Annotated in this window: 23 protein-coding genes and 1 pseudogene; 16 read left to right on the forward strand and 8 right to left on the reverse strand. The window is 60.5% G+C overall.

The window, feature by feature from the left end:
• Window positions 1–221 precede the first annotated feature (221 nt).
• The 9 genes from OKW44_RS17130 (at window position 222) to OKW44_RS17170 (ending at window position 7,567) form a co-directional block, all read left to right on the forward strand.
• On the forward strand, window positions 222–1,640 hold the full coding sequence (locus OKW44_RS17130; protein WP_018423162.1) for an AAA family ATPase: 1,419 nt from the start codon (window positions 222–224) through the stop codon (window positions 1,638–1,640).
• Window positions 1,641–1,958: 318 nt separating this feature from the next.
• Window positions 1,959–2,120, forward strand: a complete 162-nt coding sequence (locus OKW44_RS17135) for a hypothetical protein (protein WP_018423161.1) — start codon at window positions 1,959–1,961, stop codon at window positions 2,118–2,120.
• A 500-nt stretch (window positions 2,121–2,620) separates the two neighbouring features.
• Window positions 2,621–4,078, forward strand: a complete 1,458-nt coding sequence (gene nifE, locus OKW44_RS17140; RefSeq protein WP_018423159.1) for a nitrogenase iron-molybdenum cofactor biosynthesis protein NifE — start codon at window positions 2,621–2,623, stop codon at window positions 4,076–4,078.
• Window positions 4,079–4,127: 49 nt separating this feature from the next.
• Complete coding sequence (gene nifN, locus OKW44_RS17145; RefSeq protein ID WP_018423158.1) at window positions 4,128–5,519, forward strand: nitrogenase iron-molybdenum cofactor biosynthesis protein NifN; 1,392 nt, start codon at window positions 4,128–4,130, stop codon at window positions 5,517–5,519.
• Between the two features lie 22 nt (window positions 5,520–5,541).
• On the forward strand, window positions 5,542–5,955 hold the full coding sequence (gene nifX, locus OKW44_RS17150; RefSeq protein ID WP_018423157.1) for a nitrogen fixation protein NifX: 414 nt from the start codon (window positions 5,542–5,544) through the stop codon (window positions 5,953–5,955).
• Entirely contained in the window at window positions 5,948–6,433 is a 486-nt protein-coding gene (locus OKW44_RS17155) for a NifX-associated nitrogen fixation protein (protein WP_018423156.1), read from the forward strand. The genes nifX and OKW44_RS17155 overlap by 8 nt, the downstream gene beginning before the upstream one ends.
• 24 nt (window positions 6,434–6,457) lie before the next feature.
• A complete protein-coding gene (locus tag OKW44_RS17160) occupies window positions 6,458–6,658 on the forward strand; it encodes a CCE_0567 family metalloprotein (RefSeq protein WP_018423155.1) in 201 nt (66 codons plus the stop codon).
• A 25-nt stretch (window positions 6,659–6,683) separates the two neighbouring features.
• Window positions 6,684–6,995: a ferredoxin III, nif-specific gene (fdxB, locus tag OKW44_RS17165; protein ID WP_018423154.1), complete on the forward strand. Its 312-nt coding sequence runs from the start codon at window positions 6,684–6,686 to the stop codon at window positions 6,993–6,995.
• Between the two features lie 11 nt (window positions 6,996–7,006).
• Window positions 7,007–7,567: a nitrogen fixation protein NifQ gene (locus OKW44_RS17170; protein WP_018423153.1), complete on the forward strand. Its 561-nt coding sequence runs from the start codon at window positions 7,007–7,009 to the stop codon at window positions 7,565–7,567.
• A 343-nt stretch (window positions 7,568–7,910) separates the two neighbouring features.
• Here the strand turns inward: OKW44_RS17170 and OKW44_RS17175 are convergent, their stop codons facing one another.
• Window positions 7,911–8,162 (reverse strand): hypothetical protein, encoded by a 252-nt coding sequence (locus OKW44_RS17175; protein WP_204357165.1) that lies wholly within the window; start codon window positions 8,160–8,162, stop codon window positions 7,911–7,913.
• Between the two features lie 4 nt (window positions 8,163–8,166).
• Here OKW44_RS17175 and tnpA point away from each other — a divergent pair, with 4 nt between their 5' ends.
• The 6 genes from tnpA to OKW44_RS17205 all read left to right on the forward strand — a co-directional run bounded on the left by tnpA (window position 8,167) and on the right by OKW44_RS17205 (window position 11,769).
• On the forward strand, window positions 8,167–8,559 hold the full coding sequence (gene tnpA / locus OKW44_RS17180; protein ID WP_280783331.1) for an IS66-like element accessory protein TnpA: 393 nt from the start codon (window positions 8,167–8,169) through the stop codon (window positions 8,557–8,559).
• Window positions 8,556–8,900, forward strand: coding sequence for an IS66 family insertion sequence element accessory protein TnpB (tnpB, locus tag OKW44_RS17185; RefSeq protein WP_026225368.1), 345 nt, complete (start codon window positions 8,556–8,558; stop codon window positions 8,898–8,900). The genes tnpA and tnpB overlap by 4 nt, the downstream gene beginning before the upstream one ends.
• A 30-nt stretch (window positions 8,901–8,930) precedes the next feature.
• Complete coding sequence (gene tnpC / locus OKW44_RS17190) at window positions 8,931–10,487, forward strand: IS66 family transposase (protein ID WP_280785274.1); 1,557 nt, start codon at window positions 8,931–8,933, stop codon at window positions 10,485–10,487.
• Between the two features lie 55 nt (window positions 10,488–10,542).
• A complete protein-coding gene (locus tag OKW44_RS17195; protein ID WP_348524886.1) occupies window positions 10,543–10,848 on the forward strand; it encodes a globin family protein in 306 nt (101 codons plus the stop codon).
• Window positions 10,849–10,901: 53 nt separating this feature from the next.
• Window positions 10,902–11,405, forward strand: a complete 504-nt coding sequence (locus OKW44_RS17200) for a DUF2325 domain-containing protein (protein ID WP_113062011.1) — start codon at window positions 10,902–10,904, stop codon at window positions 11,403–11,405.
• A 79-nt stretch (window positions 11,406–11,484) separates the two neighbouring features.
• Entirely contained in the window at window positions 11,485–11,769 is a 285-nt protein-coding gene (locus OKW44_RS17205; protein WP_026226289.1) for a hypothetical protein, read from the forward strand.
• Window positions 11,770–11,814: 45 nt separating this feature from the next.
• On the opposite strand, the gene OKW44_RS17210 is transcribed toward OKW44_RS17205, so the two are convergent.
• The 4 genes from OKW44_RS17210 to nodB all read right to left on the reverse strand — a co-directional run bounded on the left by OKW44_RS17210 (window position 11,815) and on the right by nodB (window position 15,826).
• The gene (locus OKW44_RS17210; protein WP_018423148.1) at window positions 11,815–12,603 is read right to left on the reverse strand and encodes an ABC transporter permease; all 789 of its coding nucleotides are present in this window, start codon (window positions 12,601–12,603) and stop codon (window positions 11,815–11,817) included.
• A 3-nt stretch (window positions 12,604–12,606) separates the two neighbouring features.
• The gene (gene nodI, locus OKW44_RS17215) at window positions 12,607–13,521 is read right to left on the reverse strand and encodes a nodulation factor ABC transporter ATP-binding protein NodI (protein ID WP_026226288.1); all 915 of its coding nucleotides are present in this window, start codon (window positions 13,519–13,521) and stop codon (window positions 12,607–12,609) included.
• 272 nt (window positions 13,522–13,793) lie between these two features.
• The gene (gene nodC, locus OKW44_RS17220) at window positions 13,794–15,152 is read right to left on the reverse strand and encodes a chitooligosaccharide synthase NodC (protein WP_018423144.1); all 1,359 of its coding nucleotides are present in this window, start codon (window positions 15,150–15,152) and stop codon (window positions 13,794–13,796) included.
• 14 nt (window positions 15,153–15,166) lie between these two features.
• Window positions 15,167–15,826: a chitooligosaccharide deacetylase NodB gene (gene nodB / locus OKW44_RS17225; protein WP_084754300.1), complete on the reverse strand. Its 660-nt coding sequence runs from the start codon at window positions 15,824–15,826 to the stop codon at window positions 15,167–15,169.
• Window positions 15,827–16,421: 595 nt separating this feature from the next.
• On the opposite strand from nodB, the gene OKW44_RS17230 reads away from it, so the two are divergent.
• Complete coding sequence (locus OKW44_RS17230; RefSeq protein ID WP_239499289.1) at window positions 16,422–17,255, forward strand: GMC oxidoreductase; 834 nt, start codon at window positions 16,422–16,424, stop codon at window positions 17,253–17,255.
• Between the two features lie 73 nt (window positions 17,256–17,328).
• Here the strand turns inward: OKW44_RS17230 and hisG are convergent, their stop codons facing one another.
• The 3 genes and pseudogenes from hisG to OKW44_RS17245 form a co-directional block, all read right to left on the reverse strand.
• Window positions 17,329–18,036 carry an ATP phosphoribosyltransferase gene (gene hisG, locus OKW44_RS17235; RefSeq protein WP_018423142.1) on the reverse strand — a complete coding sequence of 236 codons (708 nt, stop codon included), beginning with the start codon at window positions 18,034–18,036 and terminating at the stop codon, window positions 17,329–17,331.
• Complete coding sequence (locus tag OKW44_RS17240) at window positions 18,033–19,172, reverse strand: ATP phosphoribosyltransferase regulatory subunit (RefSeq protein ID WP_018423141.1); 1,140 nt, start codon at window positions 19,170–19,172, stop codon at window positions 18,033–18,035. The genes hisG and OKW44_RS17240 overlap by 4 nt, the downstream gene beginning before the upstream one ends.
• Window positions 19,173–19,512: 340 nt before the next feature.
• Window positions 19,513–20,163, reverse strand: a pseudogene (locus OKW44_RS17245) (IS30 family transposase); the annotation flags it as partial.
• Window positions 20,164–20,170 lie beyond the last annotated feature (7 nt).

Below are 20,170 nucleotides of genomic sequence, written 5' to 3' on the forward strand. Positions count from 1 at the left end.
GTGCGATGTCGGCGGCTCGACGGCAGTTCGACGCGAGCCCGGCGGGCATCGCGCCGCGGTTACCTCGTGCGGTGTGGGCGAAGATTGCGGCGGAGGGTGTCGAGTAGCGGGGCACCGCTGAAAACGAAATTGCTGCGCTGTATGTAGCTAGCTGTAGCGACTCGTTGTTGCGCGTTCGCATCGGTACTTGGCGCCGCCATCTAATATCAAAGAGTCCGTTCATGAACCAGTTCACCGATATTGATCACAAGAACCTTGACCCGGTAAGGCAGCAATTTGCATGGGAAGCGCTAGCTGCGCATTTTGATGATCGGTCCCCGGAAGAGCTCACCTCCTCGCAGCGGCAGTTTCCCCATCACACGCGCCCCGAGCTTCAACAGACGCTCTCCCGCCTGCTGACGCCGTTCGCTCCGCGCCTTCTCGGCCTCAATCAGGTTCATGAGCGGTTTCCGTTGACAATTTCCTCGCTGTTTGCGCAGAGTACCGGCCCGATGTCTACCACGGTGTCCCTTGCTCCTGTGAAATACCGGGATGTCGATGTCGGAGAAGAAACACCGGTCGCGGTACTCGACAACGGCTTGTGGCTGATCACCGATGGCGAGCTGAGAGCCGCTGTGCTGTTCGAGCAGCACATGGAAGGAATGAACACGTCTATCGCGAGCGTGGAGATTGTCAGTCTGCCCAACGCGCGCGGGCTGACCTTCGGCAGCGAGGTGTATGCGGGGCTGGAGCAGGCAATTCGCGAGTCCCGTCTGTACCGGGGCAAGGTTCTTTCCCTCGAGGTAACTGAGGATTATTCAGGCCAGCCCCGCAGCATCGTCGTGCACCGTCTGCCTGCCGTGGAGCGTCAGGACGTCATCCTGTCACCGCAAACCATGGAGCTGCTGGATCGCAATATTTTTGAATTCGCACGCACCAGAGAAGGATTAAAGACATTACGCCAGTCCTTGCAAAAGGGTGTCCTGCTGTACGGGCCGCCCGGAACGGGCAAAACCCATACGATCAAGTACCTCGCCAGCAATCTGCCAGCGCATACCACCCTTCTGATCAGCGCCAATCAAGTGGGGCAACTCGACAACTATATGCTGCTGGCCCGGTTGCTACAGCCAAGCATGGTGGTCATCGAGGACGTCGATCTGATCGGGAGACATCGCACCGAGATGCGCGGCCCGAAGGAAGAGAGTCTGCTCAACCGCTTGCTCAACGAAATGGACGGACTTCATCAGGACGCCGAGATCCTGTTCGTGCTTACCACCAACCGGCCGGAGGAAATCGAGGAGGCGCTCGCGGCCCGTCCAGGCCGGGTTGATCAGGCCATTGAAATACCGGCACCTGATGCGGATTGCCGGGCGCGCCTGCTCCGGCTCTACGGTTCGAGGATGAGCATCCCGGCAGACGTCGCAGCGTTTGCAGTGGAGCGGACTGAAGGCGTCAGCGCTGCATTCATCAAGGAACTGGTGCGCCGGTTGGCCCAGCAAAGTATTGCGCGTAAGGCACAGGGCGAAGTGAGCATGGAGGATGCTGAAAACGCGTTGCAGGACATGCTGGTGCGCAGCGGATACCTGAGTCAGGCGCTCCTTGGCGGCTCACCCGCACGGGAAAAACCGCAAGTACGAATCGTGGGTGACCAGTGCTTCTGAGCGTTGCAGGGAGCGGGGGGGCCGGTCCGGAAGAATGATCGGAAAGGGCCGGCGGCCCATATGCCGCCCCTGACTCACCATTTCATCTGCTGGCTACCGGCGTGCCCGTCGAGCATTCTCACTGATTGTGGATCCTGGCCGATGTTATCGAGCCGTTCTCAGTTAACGTGACCCCGTTCTCACTTAATGTGGACCTGGACGCGCCGATATTCTCAGCCAATGTAATCCCGAAAAGGCGCTGTTATCGGGCCTTGGAGATTTATGTTATCGAGCCGCTACAGCTAGCCTGCGTGACGAACCTCAGCGAGGGAGCGGGGCATGATTTATGTAGTCGAGCAGTCTGACTCAGTGCCGCTGCGTGCGTGGTTCGCCTACGACGATTTTGAGCGCGAGGTGGCGGCGTCCGACCCGTTGAGCCTCGCGGAGATCAATGACGAGGTAACGCCGCGCGAACTGCTCGCGCTGGTCGACGACGACTGAGCCGCCCAGCGGGGCAGGCGGCGCGAATGGCGCATACACACTGGAAGAGCGTTCGGGATATGCGCGCAGGCGCGCTCGGTGCATTGCTCGAACGCGTACCGGCCGAGATCAGGCCTGAGCGCTTCGAGCGCTTGCTGGAAGTCTGTCTCTGCGACTTTGCGGCGTATCCCGGTCATGGTAGACGGACTACGCGAAAGCTCCACGGATGCGCCGCGCGCTGACTGCTTACCTGGCGGTTCGCGAACCCTTGAGGCCGGATGCGTTGCTGGAGGCGCGCGCGAATGCGATCGCACGGGTCCTGCTCAATACGGAACGGCAAGGCAGGCAGTGAACGTGTGTTGTCGTTTTCTGTGTCGCGAACCGTCTGTCGCAAACCGTTCAAACTCGCCATGACGATGCGCGCGAGCGACTGCTTCAGCGCCAATTGGCACGTTTTCAAGGCGTTTCCCGGTGGTATGGAACTTGCCACTAGAGAAACGTCCATCCATCAGGAGCACGTCATGTCTGCTTCGCTCAATGCCCAAATCGCCGAAGTTTTCGACGAGCCGGGTTGCGACAAGAATCAAGGCAAGAGCGAGAAGGAACGCAAAAGGGGCTGCACGAAGCAGCTTTCGCCGGGTTCGGCCGCAGGCGGGTGCGCGTTCGACGGCGCGAAGATCGCTTTGCAGCCGGTGGTGGACGTCGCACACCTCGTGCACGGGCCTATTGCTTGTGAAGGTAACTCGTGGGACAACCGGCACGCCGCTTCGTCCGGTTCGCAACTCTATCGCACCGGCTTCACCACCGATATCAACGAACTCGACGTGGTGTACGGCGGCGAGAAGCGCCTGTTCAGGAGCGTGCGCGAAATCATCGAGAAATACGATCCGCCCGCAGTGTTCGTCTACCAGACCTGCGTCACTGCGCTGATCGGCGACGACATCGAGGCGGTCTGCAAGCGCGCCACCGAACAATTTGGCAAGCCGGTGATTCCGGTCATTTCCCCCGGTTTCGCCGGGCCGAAGAATCTGGGCAACAAGCTTGGCGGCGAGGCGATCCTCAATTATGTGATCGGCACGCGCGAGCCCGAGTACACGACGCCGTATGACATCAACGTCATTGGCGAATACAACCTGTCGGGCGAACTCTGGCAGACCAAGCCGCTGCTCGACGCGCTGGGCATCCGTATCCTCTCGTGCATCTCCGGCGACGGGCGCTACAACGAGATCGCAAGTTCGCATCGCGCCAAGGTCAACATGATGGTCTGCTCGAAGTCGATGATCAACATCGCGACAAAGATGCAGCGGCGCTACGGCATCCCTTACTTCGAGGGCTCGTTCTATGGGGTCGGCGACATGAGCGACACGCTGCGCCATATCGCCAGCCTGCTCGTGCAGCAAGGCGCGCCGGACGATCTGCTCGAGCGGACCGAGCGCCTGATCGCCGCCGAGGAAGCGCGCGCGTGGAAGCGCATCGCGCACTACAAAGCGCGCCTTACCGGCAAGCGGGTGTTGCTCATCACAGGTGGCGTGAAGTCTTGGTCGGTGGTTTCCGCGCTGCAGGAAGCAGGGCTCGAAATCGTCGGCACCAGCGTCAAGAAGAGCACTAAGGAAGACAAGGACAAGATCAAGGAGATCATGGGCGACGACGCCCACATGATCGACGGTATGACGCCGCGCGAGATGTACGCGATGCTCAGGGACGCGCGGGCCGACATCATGCTGTCGGGTGGCCGCTCACAGTTCATCGCACTGAAGGCCCGCATACCGTGGCTCGACATCAATCAGGAACGCCACCACCCTTATGGCGGCTACGAGGGGATCGTCGAGCTGGTGCATGAGATCGACCGCGCGATCTACAACCCGGTGTGGCAACAGGTGCGGATCCCTGCTCCGTGGGGCGACGACGGGGGAGCGCTCGGTGTGGTCCAAGCGCAAGCCGCGCCCCCGCTGTCGAGCGCCCCGGGGTGGGGGCGATGAGCCTCGAACCCGGTATACCGACCTGCCGCCCCGAACTCGAGAACATGCCATGGCCGATGTCGTCGAATCTATGAAAGCCTGTGCGGTCAATCCGCTCAAGATGAGCCAGCCGCTGGGCGCGAGCCTCGCGTTCCTTGGGCTCGATGCCTGCATGCCCGTGATGCACGGCTCGCAGGGCTGCACGTCATTCGGCCTCGTGCTGCTGGTTCGCCACTTCAGGGAGGCGATCCCGCTGCAGACGACAGCCATGGACGAAGTCACCGCGGTGCTCGGCGGCTACGAGAACATCGAGGCCGCGCTGCTCAACATCCGCAAGCGCGCTGCGCCGAAGGTCATCGCGATCTGTTCAACAGGTCTCACCGAGACCGAGGGCGACGACGTGGCCGGCTGTCTCGTCACCGTGCGCAAGCGCAAGCCCGAACTCAACGACACTGAGATCGTCTATGTGTCGACCCCCGACTATGTCGGCGCATTCGAAGACGGCTACCGGCATGCGATTACCGGCATCGTCAACGCGCTGGTCAAGGCGTTGCCAACGGTGGCCAATCAGGTGACGCTGCTGCCCGGTAGCCATCTGTCGCCTGGCGACATCGACGAACTGCGCGAGATCATCGAAGCGTTCGGCTTCGATGTCATTGTGCTGCCCGACATTTCCGGCTCGCTCGACGGCCATATCGCGCCGGACTGGCGCGGCACCACACTGGGCGGTACCACGCTCGCGGAGATCCGGGCCGCGGGTGCATCGGCATTCACGATCGGCGTGGGCGAGCAGACGCGCGACGGCGCGGAGGCATTGCATGCTATCGCCGGCACACCGTTCGAAGTGTTCGGGCGGCTCACCGGACTGGAACCCAACGATCGTCTGCTGCAATTGCTCGCGCAGCGCTCCGGACGACCTGTTCCCGCGAAATACCGGCGTCAGCGCAGCCAATTGCTCGATGCGATGCTAGACGGCCATTTCTACACTGGAGGCATCAAGGTCGCGATCGGCGCAGAGCCCGATCTGCTGTTCGCGGTCGGCAGCATGCTGCACGAGATGGGCGCGCAGTTGCGCTGCTGCATCAGCACGACGCGATCGCCCGCGCACGCGTTGCTGCCCGCTGATCAGGTCGTGATCGGCGATCTCGAAGACATGGAGCGCGCCGCGGCGGACTGCGACCTGCTGATCACCCATTCGCACGGCAGGCAGATGGCCGAGCACCTGCAAAAGCCGCTCTTCCGGATCGGTTTTCCGGTCTTCGACCGGGTTGGAAACGCACATCGACGCTACGTCGGCTACCGCGGCACGATGAACCTGATCTTTGAGATCGCCAACCTGATGATCGAACAGATTCCGCATCACGATCCGGGCGACTGGCCGCTGCCGCAGGCCGCTATCGATCTGGCCGCGCGCGATCCGGCGCGGGAAGCGAACATTCCTGTCTTCGCGGCCGGTGCTTGACCCACCTAAAGGAGCACACAGCATGAAGATCGCGTTCGCCACCCAGGACAGGCAGTTCGTCGATGCGCATTTTGGCTGGGCGAGGAGCATCGTCACCTACAACGTCACACCGGACGGCTACCAGTTCGTCGAGGCGTTCGACTTTGGTGGCAAGCTCGAAGAGGACGGCGACGAGGACAAGCTCGTGCCCAAGCTCGAAGCCGTCAAGGATTGCGCGATCCTGTACGTCGCCGCAATCGGCGGCTCGGCCGCGGCGCGAGTGGTTGCGCTGAAGATTCACCCGATCAAGGTGCCGCGGCCCGAGTCCATCGAGGAGACTCTCGGCAAGTTGCAACAGGTGCTGAAGGGCACGCCGCCGCCGTGGCTGCGCAAGGCGCTGGCGAAGGGTGGCGAACGTGTATACGACTTTGAAGACGATGAGGTATCCCATGGCTGAATCATCCGCAATTTCGTCCAAGGCCAGCGATGAAATGCTGCTGGTCGCACCGTTTGTGCAGCAGCTCGTCAGGCAGTTGCGCGCGCAGGACACCCACGGCGTGTGGGACGGAAAGACCGACCTGCAACTGCTCAAGCCGTACATCCACACGCCGGAGGAACGCCGCGCGATTCCGATCATGGGCGACCCCGACCCCGAAACGCTGTGGCGGCTCGAGCTTTTCTATAGCGCGATTGCGGTGGCGATCGAGCGTGAGACCGGCCAAATGGTTTCGCCGATGATGAAGATGAGCCACGAGGGCTTCGGGCGCATGGTGTTGCTCGCGGGGCGGCTCGTTGTCGTCAACAAGCAGTTGCGCGACGTACACCGGTTCGGCTTCGCTTCGCTGGAGAAGCTCGCCGAGGCGGGCGCAAAGCTTCTCGACGAAGCGGTCGAGGTGATCCGGACGTACCCCGCCGTCGCACAGTACGGAGCCTGAAGGAATCGTGAGGGGACCGAGACGATGAGCACCGATGCCGATGAACTCAAGGCGCACCTGAAGAAACTCAACGCGCAAGCGACCCAGGCGAAGTTGGACCTGCACGACCTCTCAGAGGAACTCCCGACCAACTGGGAGAACATTCTCGCTGTCGCCCAGCGCTGCCATGACGCCCACGCCGCGCTGATGGCAGCCCGCAAGGCTGCCGCTGAGGCAGCTGCCTGAACCAGCGAAGCCAGGGAGCCACATCATGAGCGATACCTTCAGCGTTACGCTGCCGAGCGGCGCCACCTGGACGCCGACCTTCGTCAACAGGCTCGACGAAGAAAAATGCATTGGTTGCGGACGCTGTTTCCGTGTCTGTCCGCGTGGCGTGCTGCAACTCGTCGGGCTTAACGAGGACGGCGCGCACATCGCACTGGACGGCGACGACGAAGACAAAGACGACGAGTACGAGAAGAAGGTGATGACTATCGTGCATCGGGAACTGTGCGTCGGCTGCACCGCGTGCGCGAAGATCTGCCCGAAAAAGTGCTACACGCACGCGGCGGCCGTTCTCTGAGCGATGCCGCGATGAACGCCTATGCAACCCTGATGGCGTGCGCGGTGGAAGCGGGCGGTCCCACCGTGCTGGCACTGGCCGGCGTGCTGTCGAGCGGGTTCGAGCACCACGGCGTCGATGTGCTGCCGATGCCCGGACTGGACGCCGACCAGACGCGCCGAATGCTCGCGCGCTGGTTCCCAGGTGCCGGGCCGGCGCTCGGTCTTACGTGCGTCTTGTCGCCCGCCACGATGCCGCGTGACGACGAACTGGAAGACCTGGTGGCGTTGCTCAATCACCATGCCGATCCGCGCGCCGGCCCGGCAGACGAGGCGAACTGCGTGGCCCATGCATTGGCCTGCGCGAGCCTCGGGCAAAACCATCTTTGGCAAGACCTGCTTCTGCCGTCGCGGCGCGAGTTGTCCGCATTGATCAGCCACTGGTTTCCGCGGCTGGCCGCGAAGAATACGCATGACATGAAGTGGAAGAAGTTCTTCTACAAGCAACTTTGCGAGCGCGACGGCCTGTTCTTCTGCAAGGCGCCGAGTTGTGGCGTTTGTTCGGACCACGCGCTTTGCTTTGGAGCGGAGTAGGCAAAAATGCCCGGCCCGCGCCCCCGTTGAGCAGGTGCGTCGCCGGTCCGCTTTGCCAGGCTTGTTCGATAGATCCACAGTGAGAAGGCGCGGGACTTGCTCAAGCATGCTCATCGTTATCTATTCAGGCATCCAAACCGAGAAATCGCACCACAAACCTTACACACCTATGGATGCGTTCCAACCTGCTGCGTCTCTGGGGCTCCGCCCTCGCTATACACCCTGCACCCGGGCCTGCTACCTGACGCTGCAATGGCCCGTTGCGGAGTCGCAGCAGCAAGGGCCGCGCGCCCGGGCATTGCCGCCCGCCTGCGTGCCCGCGCTGCCGCAACCGCCGCACCGGCTACTCGCGTTCTGTGACGATGCGGGGTTGCGCGATCTGGCGCTGTGCCACTTGCAGCGGCTCAGACTTATGCTGCTGTTTGCACGCGTCGGTCACCGCTTCGATTGTGTCGCGTCGCGGGTGGCCGACTTCGTGGTCGAGTCCTGCGGCGGGCTGCTGTATTACGGCGGTAAGCACCTCACGACGACCGTCGTAGACGGCGGCGAGAACCGACATCAAAGTGGTGCCCATCATTTTCGATTTGATGGACATCACTGTGACAGAGTCGGAAGCCAGGCCGGGTAGCCGCAAGGGACGCCCGAATTATGATCGCGAGTTTCGACGCCGGCTTGCGGCCGCGGCATGTGAGCCTGGTGCGTCGGTCGCGAAGCTGGCGCGGGACAATGGCATCAATGCAAACATGCTGTTTACCTGGCGGCGTCGCTATCGCGAGCAATTGCAGGCGGAAACGACGTGCCTGATTCCAGTGGCGGTGGTTCATGAGACGCCGCCGCAGCGCGTGGCGATGCCCCCAGATGCAAGGGACGTCTGCAACCGGACTGCACGAGCCGGGACGATCGAGATCCGGTTCGGTGACGTGGTAGTCAAGGTCAACGGCGTTGTCGACGCCGACACGCTACGCGTCGTCCTGGGGAGCGTGCGATCGTGATCTCTCTACCCACGGGTACACGCGTCTGGCTGGTGGCAGGCGTCACCGACATGCGCTGCGGGTTCCAGGGGCTGGCGGCAAAGGTGCAGACGGCGCTCGAGGACAATCCGCTGGGTGGCAACGTGTTCATCTTCCGGGGCCGGCGCGGCGATCTCGTGAAGGTCATGTGGGCGACCGAAGACGGGCTCTGGCTTCTTGCGAAGCGGCTTGAGCGTGGTCGCTTCGTCTGGCCACACGCCGATGGCGGCAAGGTCCATCTGACGGCGGCGCAACTGTCGATGTTGCTCGAAGGCATCGATTGGCGGCAGCCGCGTCGTACGGCTGCGCTGTCGATGTTGTAAACCGCGAGGAAGGCTCGTAAACTGCGCCACATGTCGAACGGCGCTGAACTTCCTGACGATGTTGCAACCCTGCGGGCCTTGCTGGTCGAGGCGCGTGCCCAGCTTGCCGAACGCGATCTGGAGATCGAGCAGCTCAAGGCGCAGATCGACAAGCTCAAGCGCATGCAGTTCGGACGCAAGTCCGAGCAGTTGGACCGGGAGGTCGCGCGGCTCGAAACCGCGCTCGAGGACTTGACCGGTGAGCGTGGTGTCGCTGATGTGCGACGCGCCCACGAATCAGGCGCGAGCACGCCTGTGGGCGACGCATCGCCGAAAGAAGCGCTGCCGCCGCATCTGCCACGCGAAGAACGCGTACTCGACGCCGACGCGACCTGCCCGAAGTGCGGCAGCGCCATGCAGCCGCTCGGAGAAGACGTGTCCGAGCAGCTCGCCCGCGTCGCGGCAATGTTCAAGGTGATTCGCACGATCCGGCGCAAGACGGTCTGTCCGTGCGGCCACCACTTCTCGCAGCCGTCCATGCCCGGCCTGCCGATCACGCGCAGCATTGCCCATCCGAGCCTGCTGGCCGACATCCTCGTCTCGAAGTACGCTGACCACGCGCCGTTGTACCGGCAGTCGCAGATTGCCGCGCGCGACGGCGTGAAGCTGGATCCGGCCAGCATGGGACGCTGGGTCGGCCAGTGCGAGGCCCTTTGCGTGCCGCTGACCGAGGCGCTGCGCCGCCACACGATGGCACCGTCGAAGCTGCACGCGGATGACACGCCGATCCCGGTGCTCGAACCGGGCAGGAAGAAGACAAGGACCGGGCGACTGTGGGTGTATGTGCGCGATGACACCCGTTCGGGCTCGACCGAACCGGCCGCGGTGTGGTTTGCTTACTCGCCCGACCGCAAAGGCATCCACCCCCAGACCCATCTCGCTGGATTCGAGGGCATCCTGCAGGCCGACGCCTACAGTGGCTTCAACGAACTGTACGAGAGCGGCAAGATCCGTGAAGCTGCATGCTGGGACCACGCGAGACGGTACCTCTACGACGTGCATGCCCGAACGCCTACCGAGGCGACCCGAGAGGTGCTCGAACTGATCGGTGGACTTTACGGCATCGAGGCGGACATCCGTGGCAAACCCGCTGCTGAACGGCTGTGCCTGCGGCAGGAGAAAAGCGTGCCGCTGCTCGCGACCATCAGGACGTGGATGACGGACAAGCTCGCAACGCTGTCGAAGAAATCCGAACTGGCCAAAGCGATCCGTTACTCGCTCAACCAGTGGGACGCGCTCGCGCTGTACTGCGAAGAGGGTCGTGCTGAGATCAGCAACGCCCTGGCCGAAAACGCGCTGCGCTGTGTGAGTCTGGGCCGCAAGAACTTCCTGTTCGCCGGCTCCGACAGCGGAGGCGAGCGGGCAGCCGCGATGTACGGTCTGATCGGCACATGCAAGCTCAACGGGATCAACCCGCGCGCCTACCTCGAATACGTCCTGACCCATATCGCTGACCATCCCATTAACCGCATCGACGAACTGTTGCCCTGGAACGTGGCCACGAAGCTGCCTCGGCAGTCTGGCCCATCGGCGTCTGCTGACACGTAACCCGATTCCCGATCATGCCTCACGCGGGCGCCGCGTTGCGGACGGCCGTCGCGAGGTGCTTACTTACGGCGAGCGGCATGCGCATCTGCAGGCGGGCTCCAGGCCGCCGTTGCTGCTTGACGAAGAGGGCCGCGAACCCTGGCTGGTTCAACTTTGGTACGCGTTCGAGGACGTCGGTTTCCCGCCCGGGCTGCGCGCCGACTTCTGGGGCTGGGCGAAGCCGCTGTCCGAGCATCGGCTGGCGCCGCACGCGCGTCATGCCGGCCGGACGCGCTACACGTACGACACGGTGCGTAGCTGGTTTCTCACTCCGGCAGCGGGCGAACGGCTTGCGGGCCTTGCCACGAGGCGCTCGCCATGAGACCCATGCCGCCTGCCGTTGCCGTAACGGTGCGATCCGAAGCGCAGCCCGTCATGAATCAGAACCGCGGCACATGCCTTCCCGACAGCAGTGCGAGCCTGTCGCTGGAGCGCGCGCGGGCACATGTCGCGAGCCTGCAGCACGAGTTGTTCGCGGTTGAGCAGGCGTTGCTCGACGACCGCGCATTGACGCGCGCATTGAGCGGGCGTCGATGGGTCTATGTGGGCGGGCGGCCAAGCATCAACGCCGTGCTGCGTGCGCTGGTGGATGCGGCGGGAGGCGAGTTCGTTCATCACACCGGGACCATCGACGACGATAGCCGTGCCGAAGGCTTCGAGGCTTTGCTGTCAGGCGCCTACCGGGTGCTGTGCCCATTGGATCTGATCGACCCGGACTCCCTGGTCGCGCTGCGGCGGTTGTGCGCGCGTCACCGCGCGCCGTGGTCCGCTTTGCGTTCGTCGAGCGTGACGAGCTTCATCGCGGGCGTGTTGCGGGCTCGGCCTGCCCAGCCGCGCGACGTGGTCGCAGCATCGCGCTTCTGCCTGAGGCATGGCTGACGTCGTCAAGACTTTACGTACCGCGAGATGTGGGCGCAAAACTTGCCTTTGACGTGGTCTTTCCACGAGAGGGCCTGCCATGTCGGATTCCGCACAACGCTACGGCCTCTTCCTCAACGTCGAGAACCCCGACGGCGACGCGCGCGATGCGCTGACGCAAACTGTGCGTAATGCGCCGGCCGCCCGAACGTTCGGCTACCACGAGGTGTGGCTCGCCGAGCATAACTACAGGTCGTACGCGAACAGCAGCGCGCTGGCGCTGCTGTTCGCCCACATCGCGACTCGTTTCCGTTGCCATATCGGGTTGCGGGGATATTGTCGACGCATGAGGCGCGTGCGCGGATGCACGAAGCGTTCGCGTTGATACGACATGGTGTTTTCCCACTCATTCGTACTGGCCATAGCAGCATTAAGACATGAGGCGTCGACGTAACAGCGCCACTGACAGGAAGAACGGCAACACCGTGCAAATGCAGAGAGCGCCAATATGCAGGGCAACATAGCTCACCGGGCGTCCGAGCATCGGGGGACGGATAAGGTCGACGGAATGTGCCAGCGGTAAGAAGCGCGCTACGTCGCAAAAAACGGCAGGTAGCTTACTGATCGGGAAGATCACGCCGCTCAGGAGCACCATGGGCGTGAGAACGAGCGTTTGATAGAACACGAAGTAATCGTGACTGGGTGCAAGCGCCGCGAGGATCATCGCCAGACTCGCGAAGGCGAGGCCAGTCAGGGCGATGGCAGGCGATGCATAGAGAATGGATGACCACGCTGCATAACCCAGCACGGTGGCTACCACCATGACGGCAATGCCGGCAAAAAAGGCCCTGGTGGCGGCCCATGCCAGTTCACCGAGAACGATATCGCCGAGCGTGAGCTGTGTACAGAGGATCGCTTCCCACATGCGCTGAACATGCATGCGAGAGAAAGCTGCGTAAATCGTTTCGAAGGTCGCGGAGGTCATTGCGCTCGTCGCGACCATACCCGCCGCGAGAAACGCGATATAAGATGCGCCATCGACGCGACCTACCATTATCCCGAAACCAAAGCCGAGGCCGAACAGATAAATCATAGGATCGGCAAGGTTACCGAGAATCGAGGCAAACGCGACTTTTTTCCATGCCAGATAGTTGTGGCGCCACACTGCAACCCAGTTCCACACGTTTGCGGGCAGGGCCGCTGCATAAAACTCTCTCATCGTTCACTCCTTCATCCCACGCCCGGTTAGCTGCAAAAAGACATCCTCGAGATTTGCTGGACGCTGTAAAAGGCGCAGCGCCGTGCGCCCGCGCAACTGTATGCACACCCGTTCCGGATCGGACACATAGCAGAAGAGGGTCTCACCACTGACCTCGATACGCTGCGCGTGCGGCGCGATCAACGTGCGAAGCTCATGCGGATTGCCGCCGTGGATCTCGATCACGTGGCTCCCGATCTGTTCTGCGATCAGCGCGCGAGGCGCGCCTTCGGCGATCTTTCGACCCTCCTCCAGCACACACAGTCGGTCGCACAACCGCTCGGCCTCTTCCATGAAATGGGTGGTCAAGAGGATCGTCGTGCCGCGCGCTAACAGGGAACGCAGCCGTTCCCAGATCAGGTGGCGAGCATGCGGGTCGAGACCCGTTGTAGGCTCGTCCATGACCAACAACTGTGGATCATTGATCAGCGCGCGAGCCAGCATCAGCCGCCGCTTCATGCCGCCGGATAGTTCGGTGACGCGCGCATCGACCTTGCTTTCGAGGCGGGCGAATTCGAGCAGCGACGGCACGACCGCTTCAATTTCACGTGTGCTCATGCCAAAGTAGCGGCCAAACACCAGAAGGTTCTCGCGCACGGTGAACCCGGGCTCGAGGTTGTCGAATTGCGGCACCACGCCAATGCGCATACGTGCCGAGCGAGCGCGAGCCGGCACTGGCTCCCCGAGCACGATGATCTTGCCTGCGTCGGGCGGCGCCATGCCGAGAACCATACGCACCGTCGTGCTCTTGCCCGCGCCATTTGGCCCTAGCAGACCGAAGCACTCTCCAGGCGCGACGCTGAACGATAATCCGTCGACTACTATCTTGTTGCCATATGACTTCCTTACGCCGGTGAAGCTGATTGCTGCTTTGGACATGGAGATAAGAAGGAAAATTACGCATTCATCTTAGAGAAAAGGAAGCCGTTCTGCTGCTGCGGCCCGATCGAAAACGTTTTGGTCGATGGAAGATCCTTGCCTGCCAAGCGAGAGAGTTACTGACAATGGAGTACCAGGATTTCGGTGAATGCACTGGCGTTGGGAAGACGACAATCGAGCCTTTGCGTGAGACGATCGCACTCATGCGGACCACTGCCGATGGTGGGCGGTGCTCGTTTGGCGCAATATTCGAGATCTATATGTAGGATTAACTAATTGTCATCGAATGCTTCGTCAGACGTCGCTAATGTTGAAGACTCACACGCGTGATCCTGCCGACGGTGCGGAGTCGCAGCTCTTGACGCTGAAGTCGCGTTCGGCTTTGTAGCCGGATTCGGAGTATGGACCTGTTTTTCACGAACGTTCGATACGTTGCCTGCAGAGCCACGGGACAGCCAATCGCTATTGCTCAATGTACACAGCGCATAGACTTTCAGGGGGAGCAAGAGAAAGAGGTTGATGGGTGTGTGAAGAGAAAAGCCAAGAAATCGAATCTGGCGAGCGCGAACCGATGCCACGCTACAGCGGATCATGGTCAATGATGCGATTATCAGGGCTGTCCACCACGGCACTGTCGCTGTCAATGCGAGCTGCGCGAGCCCCGCTAGAACCGATAAGGCGAGAAATAGCGAGCCCAGGTTCAGTCCGATCACGTCCAGCGTAAGGTAGCGATCGAGACAGGGCAGCAGGCGCAGCGAAAGCAACGTGTCCCGATACGTACTGCGCGCCCAGCGCAGTTGTTGGCGCAGATACGCCCCCAGTCTGTCCGGAACGACTGTCGCCGCAATGGCGTCCGGAACGTACTCGGTCCGATAACCTGCCGTCAGCATGAGAATCGTGAGATGGCGGTCCTCGCCGAAGTCGCTCGGTTTCCCGCGAAAAAACTGTGTCTCGTACTGGTCTAATAGCAAAAGAAGCACGGACCGTCGGTATATGGTACACGGACCGCAGCAACACATAACAGCGCCGAAGCGAGCCTGTGCCGCGCGTTCTTCGTTGCAAGCCAACCAGTACTCCATATCGATCAGGCGGGTCAGCCAAGTGTCGCTCCGGTTGCTGGCCGTCAACTGCCCCATGGCGGCGCCTATCGTCGTATCTCGCATTGTCAATACGAGCTTCTTGACGACATCGGGTGCCAGCGTCGTGTCCGAGTCGACGTTGAGTACCAGTTCCCCGGATGAAGAGCGTATCGCGGCGATCTGTGCCTTGCGCTTTCCCATATTTTGGGGAAGCGTAATGAAGTTGAATCTCGGGTCTCGCGCGTACGCATCGTATACCGGCCTCACGGCGTCGAGATTGCCAGAGCCGTCGTCGACCACATAGACGTCCAGACATCCTGCATAGTCTTGAGCCGCGATGGACTCCAGGCACCTCCGAAGCGTGTGCGGGTCCTCGTTAAAGCACGGCACGATGACGTCCACGTCCGGCAGAAAGTTGGGGGCGGCGGCATTGGGCGACTTCAGCGGACCACTCGTCGGTAGGCCATGGAGAGCCTGTACGCTTTTGTAAACAGTCGAGAGTAGTGCATACAACAAAACGGGGGCAGTGCTGATTGTGGCAATGGCATTCATAGATGTCGGTTTGTTCAGTGTGGTTGGGGTAGCGAGCTGATTACAAATCCGCACTCATGCAGTGCTGGAATCAGGCGGGAAAGCGCCATGAGGGTTTGGTCGCGCAGCCCAGCATGACAGCACCGTCCTGACTCGCCGGGAGGACATCCGTCGTGCAAGAGCACAATTGCGCCAGGCCGGACAGAGGCCAGCACTGCGCTGACAATCGCATTGACACCGGGGCGAGACCAGTCACGCGGGTCTACCCACCAGTCAAGAGCCGTCAGACCCGCCTTTGCCACTTCAGCGACCACTTCGTCCGTCCATATTCCGTAAGGGGCACGCATATGCCGAACTGCGGCTTGGGGACATGCCATCCCGATGATCCTGTTCGCGTCCAATATTTCGCGTCGTACTTCATCAGGTTCGCATCCAGACAAATCCGGATGAGTCGTCGTGCGATTGGCAATCTCGTGTCCCTCGGCGATCACTCGCTCGATCAGCTTCGGCTGGTCCTCTACGTACGCGCCGATGACGCAGAACGTTGCTGGCACCCGGTGTTCTGCCAGCGCCTCGAGGACGTCCGGTGTGCAAAGTGGATTAGGACCGTCGTCAAACGTCAAGTAGACATCGCGACGTCCGGCGCGATCGTGGCACTCGTCGCGCACCTCGGATACGGAATCGAGGACCTTCACAGATCTGGCCCGTTTCGTTCAATTATCGAGCCAGTAAGCCGCTCCACAGTAGATCGTCCCATCCGGTAGGCCGCGACGGGCACGGTTTCGGTAAGCTTAGGTGGCGTGTCGAGAGATACATCCAAAAGTGTGGGCATCATGGAGACATGCCTAAATCTGTCGTACTACTTAGGTTTACAAATACGAAGTATTCGATCAATCAACTTCGATTTCCATTTCCGCAACGACGGGTTTCACTGTGCAACACAAGGATTGATTTGTAAAATCGATTGTTTTGATGCCTTTCATCTATAATATGGATACGTTGAGAAATGTGTTTTGCAGTAAGTGGGTGAAATGGGTGACAGATCTTACCCAACCCAAATGGTCGTTGGGCGCGTGTGCAGTTCGCGATGACCGTCCCCACCGTGTCGGACAGAATTGCGCACACGTGATCAAGCAGGTCGTGGAGCCGGTGGTGGGGTTGCTGTTTAATAAGGAGTCCCATGCTTATAGATCGTGAAAATCGGCGTGGCAGGCGCTGGCTTGGACGCGTAAGCGCTGCCGGAAATATGCATGGGTAGTAGGGGTCGACATCAAAGGGTTCTTTGATAACATCGACTGGGACCTTCTACTGATGGCGGTACATCGCCACATCAGCGAACGCTGGGTTGCGATGTACATCGAGTGCTGGCTGAAGGCTCCGGTGCAGATGCCAGATGGAAAGGTGCAGTTTCGGACACGTGGTACACCCCAAGGTGGTATGGTCACGCCATGGACGCAAAAGGTAACTTTGGTCGGCGTGATTTCGCCGCTACTCAGCAATATCTACCTCACAGAGGGGGATCAAATGCTGGAGCGAGCGAAAGAAACCACGCGCAATGGGACGTACACCTACGTCGAGTATGCCCGTTTTGCTGACGATCTTGTCGTGCTTATCTATGTCCATCCGCGTCATGCGGGGTTGCTCGGGGCCGTAACCCGACGCCTTCGGGAAGAATTTGCCAAACTGCAGGTCGAAATCAATGAAGAGAAAAGCCGCACTGTGCGGGTGACTGGGGCCGGGAAGTCACGTCGGCGTTGGATAAGTATGAGCACATGGCTGCCTCTTCCCGCGGTATCCAAGGAGGACCATGTCAACGACAACGCGTTGCGCAACCATGCCTACGCTCAGGTCAAAATGATTTACGAGGCATGCGGCTCCACGCGCGTCATGGATCTGCCGCCGTACCCGGCCGGCCACAACATGGGCACGAACCGGATGAGCGAAAAATTCCGTGACGGCGTCGTTAACAGGTGGGGGCAGGCGCACGAGGTGACGAATCTTTTCGTCCCAGACGGCAGTCAACTCACCACGAGCAGCGCAGAGAACCCGACGCTCACGATCGTCGCTCTCGCCATCCGCCAAGCCGAGTACATCGCGGATGCGGTGCGGAGACGGGATATCTGACAAAGCGAAGCCTCTCGACGAATTGCTGTTTGCAGGAGGGATTGCTTCGTGAGAATACAGTTGAGCGATCTTATTAAAAGCAACGGTCGCGTCTAGACGTTAGTTTGGTAGCAATCTCATCTATGACATTTTGATCAATTTCTCGTTGTCTCTTTCGCGCCGCCACGAGGCACGCCTGAGAGCGAAGGACAAGCCCGTTTTGAAGCACTTTCAGATGATTGGCCCGCAAGGTCGTCCCCGTCGTTGTGACATCTACAATGGCATCAGCCGAACCCGTTGCGGGAGTTCCTTCGGTGGCACCGAGGCTCTCAATGATGCGGTAAGCACGCATGCCATGTACCTCGGACAAGAATCGCTGGGTCAGCCGTCGGTATTTCGTTGCGATCCTGAGCCGCCGACCGTAACGTTCGTGGAAGTCTGCCGCGACATCGTCAAGGTCCGCTATCGTCTCGACATCCACCCAGGCCTGTGGGACGGCAACGACAATGTCAGCTCTCCCGAAGCCCAGCCGTGCGATGACTTCCATCCTTTCCTGCCAGTCGTCTCTACTTTCCAATAACAGGTCTTCACCGGTGATTCCTATATCGACGACGCCTTGCGCCAGTTTGGCCGGAATCTCAGAAGCCGTGAAGCAAACTACCTCAACTTCGTTCCTACCAACAAAGCCTGCCGTGTATTTTCGTTCGTTGGATTGCTCAACCGGCAACCCGGCCACAGCTAAGGCATCAAAGGTCTGCTCCTTCAGCCGTCCTTTTGACGGAATCGCGAGTGAAATTGTCACGTCAATGCTCCCTGCAGAAGTTGCACTTGGTCAACAAATGCGGATAGGCCAATCGCCGGAATCGGGCGATCTGCTCCGAGCAGCTTGGGCAATCGATCATACCGTCCACCGCTAGCAAGTGGCCTGTCAACTCCTGGCGCGCGGATATCAAACAGAAGCCCAGTATAGTGGTCAAGGTGCCGACTGAAGGATGCATCGTAGGTTAATTGATCTGGAGGGCCACTCTCTCTGGCGAGCACCTCCGATCGTCGGACAAAGTTGTCGAACGCTATGCCAAGTGTCAATCCTGCAGATTTCGCGAGCCCAGCAATTTCGTCAACGGCTTGATAAAGAGGAGCGCGGATGGCTAGGAAACTGTTCACAACATCAAAGGTGCTCTGTGGCACTTGGGCATTGGCAAGTTCGGTCGTCTCGATGAGCCGTGCAGCAATCTCCTGAGGTGTGCGTCCCGCAGCGGGAGAAAGCCCGCCTTGCCTCATCACATTCGCAACATAGGCGGTCATGGCTGTCCAATCGGCTCTCGCGAGGAAATCCCGGACCACAAAATCAAGGTGGTTGCTACGCAAAGGGTGCCCGACGGTAGTGCAATTTGCACCCGAGCGCAGACGTAAGCCGGAGGCCCGAATGAGGCGCTTCTGCCAGCGACGAGGGAGTTCGAGGGCAGCGAGCACGGCTTCGAATAGTCCCTGGTCGCCAATCACCGTAACCAGTTCGCGCCCCGACAGCATAAGTTGGACGAGGGCGTACGCATCGGAGATCGACCGTGCGTCGGCAGTCGGAACATCTGAATCACCAAAATCAACGAGACCTGCCTGCAAGAGGCCATTTCGACTTGAAGGTTCCTTGCAGAAACTCTTATCGATATACACATAACGCCGAGGGTTCGGAGCTCCGGATCTAATGTACTCCAGGCACACCGGTACCGTGAACTCTGGTCTGAGACACAGCATCTCTTGATCCTCGCTTTCTGTCAGGAAGAGAGCGCTGCGCTGTTGTTCGCCCATAACATCTAAGAATGGATCAGCGGGCTGAACGGTTGCGACTTCTATAAGATTGGCACCGCGGCTCGCGAAGGCCTGGGCTATAGTTTGCGCGATGGAGGAATAGTGAAGATGCATAGTGGATGAAATTTGCATTTCTGAATTGTCCGCAACACAAGCTTCCGGCGGTCGATGGAGAAGGAGCTATCTCCTGGATCTGCCGTCGGCGCTTATAGTCCCGTTGACCCGCGCCGACTCGTCGGTCGCCAGCGCGTCTTCACGGAAACGCCCTCTAGCGGATAAGTCGCGGTTCAACCTGTCGGTGGACTCTACCACCGGCGTCACCAAGTAAGCACGGATTGCGCCAACCAAGAACGGCTTTTTAACCGTCTTTTTGCGGTAGGGACCGTGTCGCATGTACGACATTGTCGGACAACAACAGCGTCAAATGCGGCGTTGAAACTGGGCGGTTTCAAGAGTGAAGCGCAATAGGGGCCTACTGAATGGAGGCTGAGGTCATCGAAGCGGTTGCGAGCATACGTTCGAAGACCTCGAATGGTGAATGAAATGCATGGGTAGCGCGAGGTCGGCTGTTGAGCTGTCAGCGATGGCATTGAGTTCGTCCTGACTGTAGATGGAGAGGTCAGTGCCTTTGGGCAACTACCGCCGCAGCAGCCCGTTGGTGTTCTCGCAGGTACGGCGTTGCCATGGGCTGTGCGGATCGCAGAAGTACACCCGCATGCCGGTGGCGGCGCTGAGTTCCTGATGCCGGGTCATTTCCTTACCCTAGTCGTCGGTAAAGCTCCGGCGCAGTGGTGCGGCGATGGAATTCAGTTTGGCAGTAAAGCCCGCCAGGGTCGAGGCGGCGGTGGCGTCTTCCATCTTCGCCAGCCAGCAGCACCAGACTGGTACGCTCAACCAGCACACCGACGGAAGACTGGTTGCCAGCGCCCTTGATCAAGTCGCCCTCTCAGTGACCTGGCATCACCCGGTCGCCGACCTCAGGCGGGCGTACATGGATGCTCACCATGTCGGCGATCTGGCCGCGCTGGGCAGTGCCCCGCTCGTGTGACATACGCGTGCTGTGGCCGTGGCGCAGACAGGCGATCAGTTGGCGTCGAAGCTCACCGCGTGGCTGGGGATAGAGGTCAGTT

Source organism: Paraburkholderia lebeckiae, from assembly GCF_050436325.1.
GTDB lineage: Bacteria > Pseudomonadota > Gammaproteobacteria > Burkholderiales > Burkholderiaceae > Paraburkholderia > Paraburkholderia tuberum.